The organism is Saccharothrix sp. NBAS 001, from assembly GCF_056640475.1.
Genome location: NZ_CM153251.1, coordinates 5,477,654 through 5,490,694 on the forward strand (window position 1 = coordinate 5,477,654; position 13,041 = coordinate 5,490,694).

A 13,041-nucleotide genomic window follows, 5' to 3' on the forward strand; every position below is an offset into this window, starting at 1 on the left:
CGCGCTCAGGTGTGCGGGACGTCGACATCGCACTCCCGCCAGTCCTGCTCGGCGGGCTGCGCGGCCAGGCGCAGGTTGTGCGCCGCCACGGCGGTGTGCGGGTGGTCGGGCCCGAGGAACTCGACGCAGTCGGCGTGCGCCTCGGCGATCTGCCGGGCCGCCTCGTCGACGTCGCCGGCCGCCGACCGGACCCGGGCCTCGTCCACCGCCGCCGCGAGCGTCCACGGGTGGGTGTCGCCGAGCCGGGCGCGCAGGGTCTCGACCGCAGCGGCCACGTTCGCCACCGCGCCGGCGTGGTCGTTCGCGGCGCGCAGCGCCAACCCCAGGCCCAGCCGGCACAGCGCGACGAACGGGTGGTGGTCGCGGACGCCTTCGCGGCCCCGGAAGCCCTCCAGCGCGGTCCGGGCCAGCTCCACGGCCAGTTCGGGTTCGCCGCCGACCCGCCGGTGGTCGGCGGAGAAGCTCAGCGCGCACCCCAGGGTGTAGGGGTGGTCGGGGCCGATGACCTCGCGGTAGTCCCGCAGCGCCTTGCCGGTGCGCTCCTTGGCCGCCCTGGTCCGCCCGGCCAGCCGCAGCGCGATGGCGTAGTTCCAGTGCACGCCGATCTGCGTCTGGTTGAGTTCCGGGCGCAGGCTCTGCAACTTCTGCGACGCCTCCAGCAGCGCCTCCAGCGCCTCCGGGTAGCGGCCGAGTTCCCGGTGGTAGAGGCCGATCTGGGCGAGGGTGGCCCAGGTGAACTCGTCGCGCTCGCCGAACAGCCGCCGGCGGCGGGCGAAGTTGTCCACCTCCAGCTCCAGCGCGCCCGCCGGGTCGCCGGACAGGAACATCGAGGACGCCAGGTTGTTGGCCGCGCGCCGGGTGTCCGGGTGGTCCTCGCCGAGCACCTCGCGCAGCCCCGCCCAGGTGGCCTGGTCCTCCACCAGCGCCTCGGTGAACAGGCCGAGGCCGCGCAGGTCGCCGCCCCGGCCCCGGGCGGTGATCAGCGGCTGCGGGTGCGACAGGTCCAGCGCCCGGCGCTGGCGGCTCAGCGCCAGGTCGTCCAGCCGCAGCGCCTCGGCCGGGGCGCCGAGCACCCGGTGCACGTTGGCCAGCTGCGCGGCCAGGCGGTTGCGCAGCGGGTCGTCCGGGCCGAACCGGCGGGTCCACGACTCCAGCAGCTCGTGGCCCGGCTCCAGCGCCGCCCGCCGCACGCCCGCGCCGCCGTCGGTGAACAGGAACCGCGCCTGGTTGACCAGCCAGCGGCGGACCTTCGGGTCCGCGCTGCGCAGCGCGCCGGACGGGAACACGTGCTGCTGGAGTTCCTGGAACCGGGACCGCCGGGTGGGCGACTTGTCCTCCACCTCGGTCGGCGCGAACGCGGCCAGCGCGGCCAGCGCGTCGGCCTGGCGGGCGTCCCGCTCGGCGAGGGGCATCCCGGTGCGCAGCGCGCGCTGCACGACCCGGTGCAGCCGCAACGAGTACTGGTCGCCCCAGTCGACCCGGAACAGGCCGTGCCGCGCGCCCGCCCACAACACCCGGTCGACCTCGCCGGCGTCGAGCGCGATCGGCTCGGCGTCCGCGCCGCCGATCGCGACCACCCGGTCCAGGAACGCGGGCGAGCGGACCAGCCCGAGGTCGACGCCCTGCGGCGAGAGGAACGCGCACAGCCGGGCGAGCAGCACCGCGACCCGGCCGATCGCGTTCTCCCACAACGATCCGGTGACCACCTCGACCACCCGCGCGACGCTGTCCGCGGCGGTCCGGTCGAGCCGGTCGAAGAAGGTCCGCACGGCCCACCCGGCGGCGTCCGCGGCGGTGGAGCCCGCGCCCGCCTCGGCGCGCGCGGTCTCGGCCAGCCACGACCCGACCAGGTCCAGCGCCAGCGGCAGGTGCCGCACCTCGTCGGCGACCCGCCGGGCGTCCTCCAGGGTCAGCCGGGGCACCCGGTCCAGCAGCAGCGCCACGCTGTCCGCCGCGATCATCGGCACCAGTTCGACCGATGGCGCGCCGGCCGCGTTGGAGGTGATCAGCACGTGCCCGGTCGCGCCGGGCGGCAGCAGGTCGGCGATCGCGTCCAGGTCGTCGGCGTTGTCGTAGACCAGCAGGAACCGGGCGTAGGCGGGGTCGTTGGCCAGCCGGTCCAGCGCGGTCAGCGAGCCGAAGTCGGTGGAGCCGGGCAGCCGCAGCTTGACCGCCAGGTCGGCCAGGCCCATCTGCACGGACTGCCGGTCCTGCGCGGACAGCCACCACACCGCGTCGTAGTCGGCGGAGAACCGGTAGGCGTACTCCAGCGCCAGTTCGCTCTTGCCCACGCCCGGTTCGCCGTTGAGCGTGACGACCGCGCGCTCCTCGCCCGCGTCGGCGAACTCGTCGCGCAGCGCCTCGATGTCCTCGTCGCGGCCGACGAACCCCCGGTGCCGGGGCGGCAGCCGGAACACCACCGGGTGCGCGCCGGGGACCCGCATCGGCGCGTCGTGCGCGGTGCCGGGCCGGTCGATCAGGCCGAAGTGGCCGAGCAGCTTGGCGCTGAGCGTGTCCGGCGGGTTCGCGTGCACGGACAGGCCGGGCAGGTCCCGGTCCTCTTCGGCGAGCAGCAGCCGCAGCGAGCCGGCGGGCACGTCCGCGTCGTCGCGGTACGGCGAGACCAGCACGACCACGCCGTCCCCGGGACGGGCCGCGGCGAACGGCACGACCTGCGCGCCCGCGCGCTCCAACTGGCCGCGCACCCAGTCCGCCCAGGCCCGGTCGCGCGGCGCGTGGGCGAGGGCTACCCGGTCCGCGTCGGCCTCGGAGGCCAGGCCGAACACCCGGCGGTAGCGGGCCCGCAGCACGGCCGGCACCGGCGCGCACTCGGTGACCGCGCCGCCGCTGACCGCCGCCGCGAGCCGGCCGTACTGGGCCTCCAGGCCACCGCCGCCGGCGGGCTCCTCGGCGAGGATCGCGAGCAGCGGGTCGAACGCGTCGAACGGCCGGTACGGGATCTCCACCGTGCCGCCGTCGGGGACCCGCTTGGCCTGCCCGGCCAGCAGCTCGGCGAACGCGGCGTGGATCTGCGAGCGGATGCGCTGCGCGCGGGACTGCTCGGCGTCGTCGAACAGGGTCGCGACCGGCACCACGTCGATCCGCAGCGGGGCGCGCTTGCGGACCTGCGCGGCGAGTTCGGCGGCGTCCGCGATGGCCCGGGGCCGGGGCCGGAAGCACACCACGACCAGCTCGCACAGCGTGGCGATCAGGGTCAGCGACTCCTCGGACACGCCGGTGGGCGCGTCGATCAGCACCTGGTCGTAGTCGGATTCGGCGAGCCGGGCGCGTAACCCGGCGATGGCGCCGGCGTCGCCGTGCCGGGACTCGGGGCGCGGCCGGCCGGCGGCGTCGGTCGGCACCGGCGCGACCACGTCGATGTGGCCGGCGGCGTCCGGCCGGGGTTGGGCGAACCGCTCGGCGACCGGCGGCAGGTCGTCCTCGCGGGACGGGTCGGCGTGGTAGGCGGCGACCAGCGCGCGGCCGACGGCGTCGGGCAAACCCTGGCGGGACACCAGGAACGGCTCCAGGTACTCGCGCACCCGGGGCACCTCGGAACCCCAGTCCACGACCAGCACCCGCTGCCCGGCGGCGGCCAGCACCCAGGCGAGGTTGGCCACCGCGCTGGTGCGGCCGGTGCCGCCGGTGGCCGAGAGGAACGCCGTCACCCCGGTGTGGCCCTGGCCCGCGCTGCTGCTCATCGGCTCTCCAGATCGGCGGTGGGTAAGGGATCGCGAGCGCCGGGCGGCCGTCCCGGCGGCTACAGCGAACTCTCGAAGGCGGCGAACCGGTTGGGCATCTCGGCGTTCTCGGCGAGGATCCGGTGCAGCGCGGCGCGCAGCGCGGTGTCGGGCAGGTCGGCCAACCGGGTCAGGTCGATCCCGGTGACGTCGAGGAGTTCGGACTCCAGGACGGGTTCTTCAGCCATCTCCCACAACCCCCTCACCGCAAAGCTGCGGGTTTGTCCGCAGTGCGCTGATCCCATCCTAGTGCGCGGCAACGGGGAATGCGCCGAATCCTCCGATTGGCGGAAGTAGCGGCGGGCCCGATGTGTTTGGTTTGTTCGGGGGCCGATGGATCGGGGGGTGCATGACGGCACGACCGTTCCGGCAGTTCGTGGTGAAGGTGCACAGCCGGTGCAACCTCGCCTGCGACTACTGCTACGTCTACGAACTCGCCGACTCGGGTTGGCGTTCCCGGCCGCGCGCGATGTCGCCGGAGGTGGTCGCGCACACCGCCGAACGGGTGGCGCGGCACGTGCGGTCGCACACGTTGTCCGACGTGGAAGTCGTGTTGCACGGCGGAGAACCCCTGTTGTTCGGCGCGGCGCGGATCGAATCGCTGGTCCACCGGTTCCGGGCGGCGGTGCCCGCGCGGGTGCGCTTCTCCGTGCAGACCAACGCGACCCTGCTCGACCGGCCGCTGCTGGAGCTGCTGCGGGCGCTGGACGTGCGGGTCGGGGTGAGCGTGGACGGCGATCCGGGCACGCACGACCGGCGGCGCGTGCGCCCGGACGGCACCGGCAGCTGGCCGGAGGTCGAAGCGGGGCTGCGGCTGCTGACCGGGCGGTTCCGGCCGGTTTTCGGCGGCCTGCTGTGCGTGCTGGACGTGCGCACCGACCCGGTCGCGACCTACGAATCGCTGCGCGAATTCGACCCGCCGGTGGTGGATTTCCTGCTGCCGCACGGGAACTGGTCCGCGCCGCCGCCCGACCGGACCGCGGGCGACCCCGCGACGCCTTACGCGGATTGGCTCATCGCGTTGTTCGAGCACTGGTACCGCGCGCCGGAAACGCGCGTCCGGCTGTTCGAGGAGTTGTTGAACGTCGTACTGGGCGGGCGTTCCGGCGTCGAGGGCATCGGTTTGACGCCCAGCGCGCAGATCGTGGTGGAAACCGACGGCGCGATATCGGTCTCGGACATCCTCGCCTCGTCCTCGCCGGAAGCCGCGCACACCGGGCTGCACGTGCTGCGCGACGATTTCGACCGCGCGCTCGCCGCGCCGGCGGTGGTCGCGGACCGGGCCGGGCGGGCGGCGCTGTCGGCGACCTGCCGGTCGTGCGACGTGGTGGCGGCGTGCGGCGGCGGGCTGCGCGCGCACCGGTTCGGCGTCGGCGGCTTCGACCACCCGTCGGTCTACTGCCCGGACCTGTACCGGCTGGTCGCCCACGTCCGCGACCGGGTCGCGGCGGACCTGGCGGCCCCGGCGTGACGGCCCGCCCGTGGCGGCTCTCGGCCGCGCACTTCGCCGCGCTGGCGCGGGGCGAGGGCGGTGCCGGCGCGGCGCGGGCGCTGCGGCTGGCCCGGCGCAGCCGGACGGCCCTGCTGGTCCGGATGATCGCCACCGCGCCGGCGGCCCGCCCGGCGTACCGGCTGCTGGCGTCGGTCGACCGGGTGTCGCCGGACGCGGTCACCCGCGTGCTCGACCACCCCTCGGTGGGGGCGTGGGCCACCCGGACCGCGCTGGCGCTGCGGCGCGGCGAGCCCGCGTGCCCGCAGGAGCTGGCGTTCGCCGCCGCCGCCGCGGCGATCCGGGCGGACGTGCCGGTCGACGTGGACTTCCCGGAGGCGTCGGTGTTCGCGCTGCCGTCGCTGGGCGTGGCGGACCCCGCGACGCTGGAGTACGACCCGCTGCCCGAGGTGGCGCTGGGGTCGCACGTGGTGCAGCTGGACACCTGGGCGGGCGGCGGGGTGCCGCCGGGGCTGGCCGTGGCGGCGGACGTGGACGTGGCGCGGTGGCGGCCGGCCCTGGCGGCGGCCTGGGACCTGCTCGCCGCCGACCACCCGGCGATGGCCGAGGAGTTCGCCGAGCTGGTGCACGTGCTCACGCCGATGCCGCCGTCGCCGACCGGGACCAGCAGCGCGACCGCCGCCGACGCGTTCGGGTGCGTGTTCCTGTCGCTCGCGCCCGACCCGGAGACCCTCGCGGTGACCTTGGCGCACGAGGCCCAGCACACCAAGCTGGTCGCGCTGATGGACCTGTTCCCGTTGCTGCTGCCGGACCGCCGGGAGATCTACTACGCGCCGTGGCGGGAGGACCCGCGCCCGCTGGCGGGCCTGCTGCACGGCACGTACGCGCACCTGGGCGTGGCGGCGTTCTGGCGGACCCGGCCCGGCCTGGCCGCGCAGACCGAGTACGCCCGGTGGCGGGCCGCCGCGCTGAACACCGCCCAAACGCTGCTCGACAGCGGGAAGCTCACCGCGACCGGGCAGGCGTTCGTGACCGGGATGGCGACCGTGCTGCGCCGCTGGTGCGCCGAGAGCGTGCACCCGCGGGCCCTGGCGCGGGCGACCGCCGAGGCGGACGAGCACCGGCAGCGGTGGACGGCGCGCACCTCCCGCTGACCGGTCGGCCCGGGGTGCCGGGCGCGCGTGGGCGGTCCTCGGTGGATCGTCCCGTTCCGACACCCCCGCGACTCGCCGGGGGTGGTCCACCGGCTCGGGCCGCCGGACGGCGATACTGCCCGCCATGCTCACCGCCGACGGCCGTCTCGTGCACTCCCCGGCCGACCTGGTGGACGTGCTGGAGTGCGAGCACCGCAGCCGGCTCACCTTGGCGCTGGCGCTGGGCGTGCCGGGCACCCCGAGGCCCGACGAGCGGCAGGACGTGCTCGCCGCCAAGCACGGGATCGCGCACGAACTGGCCGTGCTGGAGCGCTTCCGCGCCCGCCACGACGTGGTGGAGATCGCGCAGCCCGCGCCGACGCACGAGGCGCTGACCAAGGCCGCCGCCGAGACCCGCCAGGCCCTCGAAGCCGGCGCCGAGGTCGTCTACCAGGGCGTGTTCTACGCCGACGGCTTCCACGGCCGCGCCGACTTCCTGGTCCGCACCGACCAGGGCTACGAGCCGCACGACGCCAAGCTGGCCCGGCACGCCACCCCGGCCGCCGTCGTGCAGCTCACCGCCTACGCGCACGCGCTGGGGTCGTTCGCGGGGCCCCGGATGCACCTGCTGCTGGGCGACGACAGCGTGCGGACGTTCCGGGTCGCGGACTTCCTGCCGGTGGTCCGCAGCCTGCGCGAACGCTTGCGCGACACCGCCGAGCCGCTCGCCCGGCTGTGGGACGACGAGCGGCCCGCGTGCGCGACCTGCCGGTTCAGCCGCAACTGCGCGACCGGGCGGGAACGCGACCGGGACCTGTCGCTGGTCGCCGGGATCCGCACCGACCAGCGGCGCAAGCTGGTCGCGGCCGGGCTGGGCACGATCGACGCGCTGGCCGACGCGGCCCGCGAGGACCGGCCGCAGAACATGTCCGCCGCCACCTTCACCGGCCTGCGCGCGCAGGCCGCGTTGCAGGTCATCCAGGACGACTCGCGCACCGCCGACGACCCGGTCGGCAAGGTCGCCTACGAGGTGATCACGCCGGAGGCGCTGGCCGAGCTGCCCCCGTCCAGCCCCGGCGACCTGTTCTTCGACATGGAGGGCGACCCGTTCGCGCTCGACGGCGAGGGGCTGGAGTACCTGTTCGGGGTGGTGACGCCGGCCGAGGAGTTCACCCCGTTCTGGGCGCACACCCGGCCGCAGGAGAAGGCCGCGTTCGAGCGGTTCGTGGACTTCGCCACAGCTCGGCTGGCCGAGCACCCCGACGCGCACGTCTACCACTACGCGCCCTACGAGGTCAGCGCGCTCAAGCGGCTGGCCGCCCTGCACGGGACGCGTGAGGAGGCCGTCGACCACCTGCTGCGGTCGGGGGCGCTGGTGGACCTGTACGCGGTGGTGCGCAAGGCTCTGCGGGTCTCGCAGCGGTCGTACTCGATCAAGTACCTGGAACCGCTGTACATGCCCGCGCCGCGCGACGGCGAGGTGACCAACGCCGTGTCGAGCATCGAGGCGTACGAGGAGTTCCTGACGCTCGACGAAGCCGACGACGTCGCGCGCGCCGAGGAGGTGCTCGACGGGATCGCCGAGTACAACCGGTACGACTGCGTGTCGACGCACCGGCTCTACCGGTTCCTGCTGGAGGTCCGGGCCGAGGCCGGGATCGAGCCGCACGTGGCCGAGCAGTCCTTCGTGGACGAGATCGAGGACGAGCTGGCCGCGCAGCGCCGCGCCGAGCGCGCGGAGCGGATCGCGGCGGTGGTCGACCCGCTGCTGGCGGGCCTGCCGGACAACCCGGCCGACTTCACCGCCGACGAGCGGGCGCGGGCGCTGCTCGCGGCCGCCGTCGGGTACCACCGCCGGGAGACCAACCCGGCGTGGTGGGACTTCTTCCGGCAGCTCGCCGCGCCGCTGTCGGAGCTGGAGTCCGACAGCGCGTGCGCGGTGCCGGTGTCGGTGCGCGCGGAGGACTGGACGATGCCGTCCGGGCGGGTGCGCAAGGCCAAGCGCGAGGTGCGCGTGCGGTGCGACCCGGACCGGCCGCACCCGTTCGCGGCCGGGGACCAGGTCCGGCTGCTCTACCCGGGCACGCCGAACCGGACCCGCGACGCCGTGGTGCTCGGCGAGTCGGCCGAGGACATCGTGCTGGTGGAGAGCGTCGCGCCGGACGACGTGGACGGCGACCGGCCGGCGGCGGTGCTGCCCGGCAGCCCGGTGCGGCCCTCCCCCAAGGACGAGGCGGTCTACGAGCTGGCGCGGATGGTCGCCGAGTCGCTGCCCGACCTGCCCGCGCACCCCGGCGTCGACCTGGTGCGGCGGGCCTCGCCCCGGCTGCGCGGCGTCGCGGCCCTGCCCGCCGGCGGTGACGTGATCGCGGACGTGATCGAGGCGGTGGACCGGCTGGACGGGTCGGCGCTGGCCGTGCAGGGGCCGCCGGGGGCCGGCAAGACCTACCTCGCCGGGCGGCTCATCGCGCACCTGGTGCGCGGCGGGCGCAGCGTCGGCGTGACCTCGAACAGCCACAAGGCCGTGGAGAACGTGCTGGGCGCGGCGCAGGCGGCCGGGCGCGAGCTGGGCGTGCCGATCCCGACCGCCAAGCGGCCCAAGGGCGCGCCCGCGAAGGACTGCGCGTGGGAGCAGCCGAAGGACAACCCGGCGCTGGTCCGGTGGCGCACCGACCAGGGCGCGGGGCACCTGGTGGGCGGGACGGCGTGGACCTTCGCCAACGCGGCGGTGCGCGAGCAGCCGTTCGACGTGCTGATCGTGGACGAGGCCGGGCAGTTCGCGCTGGCCGACGCGCTGGCCGTGTCGACGTGCGCGCGCAACCTGGTGCTGCTCGGCGATCCGCAGCAGCTGCCGCAGGTCGTGCAGGGCACGCACCCGGCGGGCGCGGACGCCTCCGCGCTCGGGCACCTGATCGGCGACGCGGACGTGATCCCGGCCGAACTCGGGTACTTCCTGGACCAGACCCGGCGGATGCACCCGGACGTGTGCGAGCCGGTGTCCCGGCTGTCCTACGCGGGGCTGCTGCACGCGCACCCGTCGACGGCGACGCGCGGCGTGGACGGGCTGGCGTCCGGGGTGTACGTGCGCGAGGTGGAGCACCGGCACAACACCACCAGTTCGGCCGAGGAAGCGGCGGTGGTCGTGGAGATCGTCAAGTCGCTGATGGGTCGCATGTGGACGGACGGGGTGAACGCGCGGCCGTTGGACGACTCGGACGTGCTGGTGGTCGCGCCGTACAACCTCCAGGTCCGGCTGGTGCGCCGGGAACTCGAACGGTCCGGGTACGAGCACGTGCGGGTCGGCACGGTGGACCGGTTCCAGGGCCAGGAGGCCCCGGTGGTGATCACCACGATGACCTCGTCGGCGGCCGTCGACCTGCCGCGCGGCCTGGACTTCCTGCTGTCCCGCAACAGGTTGAACGTCGCGCTGTCGCGCGCCCAGGGCGTGGCGGTGGTGGTGTGCTCGCCGCGGCTGGTCGAGGCGGACATCCGCGGCGTCGACCAGTTGAGACTGGTGTCCGGGATGATCGGGCTCACCGACGAGGCCCGGCCGTGGCCCATCGACGGCATCTATGCCCAAAGGCTATGACTCCATCCGGTCAAGCCCTCTTAATGTGAAAACCGCGAGAACCTTCCACCCTGCACCGAAGGAGATCGTGTGACCGGCAAGTTGCTGCGCCTCGCCCTCGGGGCGCTGTTCACCTCCCTCGCACTCGTGGGAACCAGCCTGACCACTGCGGCAACCGCGGCGCCCGCCGCGCCGTCGGCACTGGCCAGGACCGTCTACTACAGCGCCTCCGGCTACTCGGCGGAAGCCGACCAGGCCGCGCAGATCTGGAACTCGAAGGTGCCCAACCTGCGGCTCGTCCGCGGCGGCAGCGCCACCATCCGGATCTCCGCGACCAACGGCGGCGGCTCCCGGGCCTATCCCTGCGGGCTCGGGTGCGCCACGATCTACATCGACAACCGTGACGTTTCGGCGGGCAACTACGCGTTGCGGATCGTGGCACACGAGATCGGGCACGGCCTGGGGCTGCCCGATACGTACAACGGCATCTGCTCGTACCTGATGTCGGGCGGCAGCGCGGGCACGTCCTGCCGCAACGTCAACCCGAACGCCCAAGAGGCGAACCGGGTGAACCAGCTCTTCGCGGGTCGCGCCGTCGCGGCCGTGGGCACCCCCGAGGTCTACGCGAGGGGCTGAGCGGTTCGGATCCGACCGGGGTGTGGTGGCGGAACGCACTCCCCACCACCACACCCGCCCTTGATCGTCCCCGGTCCGGCGGCCGACGCTCGGCGGCCGGGGCCGCCGGAGCGGTGGACGAAGCAGGGCAGCGAGACCGGCGGTGCCGGACGGGCCTCTCACCCGTCCGGCACCGCCGTTTCCGGCCTCCGGCTCCGTGAGCTGCGGTCACCGTCCCCCGGAGGCAGCGGGTGCGCCCGAACCCGCGCCCGGCCCTCCCCCGCTCGGTCGCCCTCCGGCACCGCCCCCGTTGCGCTGCGGAGCGGTGTCGGGGTTCGCCTGCCGCGCCCTACCGTGGGACGCACCGAACGCCGAGTGCCGACCAGGGGATGGACATGACCGTGTCCGCACACCGATTCCTCCGCCGCACCGCCATCGCGATCCTCGCCCTCATGCTCGCCGCACCCGCCGCAGCGCACGCGTCGCACGCGTCGACCGACCGGTCGGTCGACGTCGGGGCGTTCGCCCGGGGTGTCGCCGCCGGCGTGGACGGCGGCAAGGTGTACTCCGTGGTGCTCGACTACGGCCAGGGCTTCGACAACCCCGCGATCACCGTCGTGTCCGCCGCCGGGCAGGTCCTCGGCCGGATCGTGCTGCCCGTGGACTCCGAGGCCGGCCCGCTCGCCCTGAGCCCGCGCGGCGACCGGCTCTACGCGCTGGTCAGCCGGGGCCTGGTGACCATCGACACGGCCACCGACGCGGTGGTCGACTACGCGCTGTTCCCCGCCCAGCCGCTGCCCGGCCCGGACTGGCACTCGGGCGAGGTCACCGACCTGGCGGTCAGCCCGGACGGGTCGACCGTCTACGTCACCCAGTACGGGCCGGGCGCGTTCCGGCGGGGCGCGCCCGGCCGGCTGCTGGTGTACTCCACCACGAGCCGGGCGGTCACCGGGATCGTCGACCTGGGTGCGGCGCCCGGCAACACCCGCGCCGTGCACCACGTGGCGGTCAGCCCGAACGGGCGGGACCTCTACGTCACGACCGGCGGCCCGCCCGTGCACCTCGACGCCCGCACCTCGCCGCCCACCATCCGGGGATCGGTCACGCTCCCGCGCGCGTACGACAGCAACGCGGCGGCCGTCGGCCACGACGGCACCCGCCTGTACGTGGGCGCGTTCCAGGACGGCAACGTGTTCGTGGTCGACACCGCCACCGACCAGGTCACCGCGACGATCACCGCCGTGCCGGGCTACGCCCCGATCGGCCAGGTCGCCACCGGTCACCGGCCGGACCGGCTCTACCTCGACGCGGCCCCGTACGGGGGGATCCCGACCGTCGTGGCGATCGACACGACCACGAACCAGGTGGTCGACCGGATCGAGAACCCGGACCTGGACGGCATCGCCGGTTTCGCCCTGAGCCCCGACGACCGGACCGTCCACGTCCTGGGCAACACCCGCCCGCCCACCTCGGTGGCCCGGCTGCGCACGGTCACCCGCGCCGGCCCGTGAACCCCCGGCGCGCGGCACCGCGCCCCCGCCTCGGTGCGACGGGGGCGCGGCGGTGGTCGGCGCGGGTCAGGTCTTGGGCAGGCCGGGCGGGTTGACCTCGGAGGTCGTGACGGCCTCGTCCTTCAGGCCCCAGCGGTCCAGGACCTCGGCGTACTTGCCGGTCTTGATCAGGTGGTCGATCGCCGCCGCGACGGGCTCGGCCAGGCCGCTGCCCTTCTTCGTGGTGGCCCCGATCTTGCCCTGGATCTCGCCGCCGCCACCGGAGAACGTGCCGATCACCTCGGTCTTGCCCGAGGTCGCCACGTGGTAGGCCGAGGTCGGGTTCGGGCCGAAGTACGCTTCGATCCGGCCGGACTCCAGCGCCAGGTAGTAGTCCGACGCGGTCTGGAAGTACTTGATGTCGGTGGGCTTGCGGCCCGCGGCCTCGTTCTGCCGGCTCCACTCCACCAGGATCTTCTCCTGGTTGGTGCCCGTGCCGACGGCGATCGTGTGGCCCGCCACGTCCTCGGGCTTGGTGATCCGCCACGAGCCGCCCTTGCGCGCCTCGAACGCCAGGGTGTCCTGCCGGTAGGTGGCGAAGTCGTACTTCTCCTTGCGCGCCTCGGTCACCGTGATGTTCGACAGCCCGAGCGGGTACACGCCGCTGTCCAGGCTGACGAACAGGTTCTCCCAGGAGGTGACCTCCAGCTGGGGCTCCAGCCCGAACACGCCCGCGACCAGCACGGCGAGGTCGGTCTCCACGCCGATGATCGTCTTGTCGTCGTTGGCGTAGAAGCGCAGCGGCGGCGCGGTCGAGGACGAGCCGCCCACGACCAGCTTGCCGGTCTTGCGGATGGACTCCGGCACCTTGGCGGCGATCGCGTCGACCTTCTCGGCGGTGATCCGGTTCTGCTGCGGGCTCAGGTTGACGGTCTTGCCGCCGGCGACGACCTTGTCCTCGGTCACCGCCCCGTCGGCACCCCCGCACGCCGCCAGCGCCAGCGCGGCCGCCGCGACGATGCCGGTGATCTTCCTTGCGGACAAA

General features: G+C 74.6%; 8 protein-coding genes. 5 read left to right on the forward strand and 3 right to left on the reverse strand.

Going from position 1 to position 13,041, the window contains the following annotated elements; translation table 11 throughout:
- Positions 1-5: 5 nt before the first annotated feature.
- Together fxsT and fxsA are read right to left on the reverse strand one after the other, a co-directional pair.
- On the reverse strand, positions 6-3,701 hold the full coding sequence (fxsT, locus tag AC0HI0_RS22775) for an FxSxx-COOH system tetratricopeptide repeat protein (RefSeq protein WP_480925525.1): 3,696 nt from the start codon (positions 3,699-3,701) through the stop codon (positions 6-8).
- Positions 3,702-3,760: 59 nt separating this feature from the next.
- Positions 3,761-3,928: an FxSxx-COOH cyclophane-containing RiPP peptide gene (fxsA, locus tag AC0HI0_RS22780; RefSeq protein WP_480925526.1), complete on the reverse strand. Its 168-nt coding sequence runs from the start codon at positions 3,926-3,928 to the stop codon at positions 3,761-3,763.
- Between the two features lie 161 nt (positions 3,929-4,089).
- Here fxsA and AC0HI0_RS22785 point away from each other — a divergent pair, with 161 nt between their 5' ends.
- From AC0HI0_RS22785 to AC0HI0_RS22805, 5 genes are all read left to right on the forward strand, one after another.
- The gene (locus tag AC0HI0_RS22785; RefSeq protein WP_480925527.1) at positions 4,090-5,211 is read left to right on the forward strand and encodes an FxsB family cyclophane-forming radical SAM/SPASM peptide maturase; all 1,122 of its coding nucleotides are present in this window, start codon (positions 4,090-4,092) and stop codon (positions 5,209-5,211) included.
- Positions 5,208-6,344 (forward strand): aKG-HExxH-type peptide beta-hydroxylase, encoded by a 1,137-nt coding sequence (locus AC0HI0_RS22790; RefSeq protein ID WP_480925528.1) that lies wholly within the window; start codon positions 5,208-5,210, stop codon positions 6,342-6,344. The genes AC0HI0_RS22785 and AC0HI0_RS22790 overlap by 4 nt, the downstream gene beginning before the upstream one ends.
- Before the next feature lie 124 nt (positions 6,345-6,468).
- Positions 6,469-9,912 carry a TM0106 family RecB-like putative nuclease gene (locus AC0HI0_RS22795; RefSeq protein WP_480925529.1) on the forward strand — a complete coding sequence of 1,148 codons (3,444 nt, stop codon included), beginning with the start codon at positions 6,469-6,471 and terminating at the stop codon, positions 9,910-9,912.
- 69 nt (positions 9,913-9,981) lie between these two features.
- On the forward strand, positions 9,982-10,527 hold the full coding sequence (locus tag AC0HI0_RS22800) for a snapalysin family zinc-dependent metalloprotease (protein ID WP_480925530.1): 546 nt from the start codon (positions 9,982-9,984) through the stop codon (positions 10,525-10,527).
- Between the two features lie 380 nt (positions 10,528-10,907).
- Positions 10,908-12,017 (forward strand): WD40 repeat domain-containing protein, encoded by a 1,110-nt coding sequence (locus tag AC0HI0_RS22805; RefSeq protein ID WP_480925531.1) that lies wholly within the window; start codon positions 10,908-10,910, stop codon positions 12,015-12,017.
- A gap of 66 nt (positions 12,018-12,083) precedes the next feature.
- Here AC0HI0_RS22805 and AC0HI0_RS22810 read toward each other — a convergent pair whose 3' ends face one another.
- Complete coding sequence (locus tag AC0HI0_RS22810; RefSeq protein ID WP_480925532.1) at positions 12,084-13,040, reverse strand: ABC transporter substrate-binding protein; 957 nt, start codon at positions 13,038-13,040, stop codon at positions 12,084-12,086.
- Between the last annotated feature and the right edge of the window lies 1 nt (position 13,041).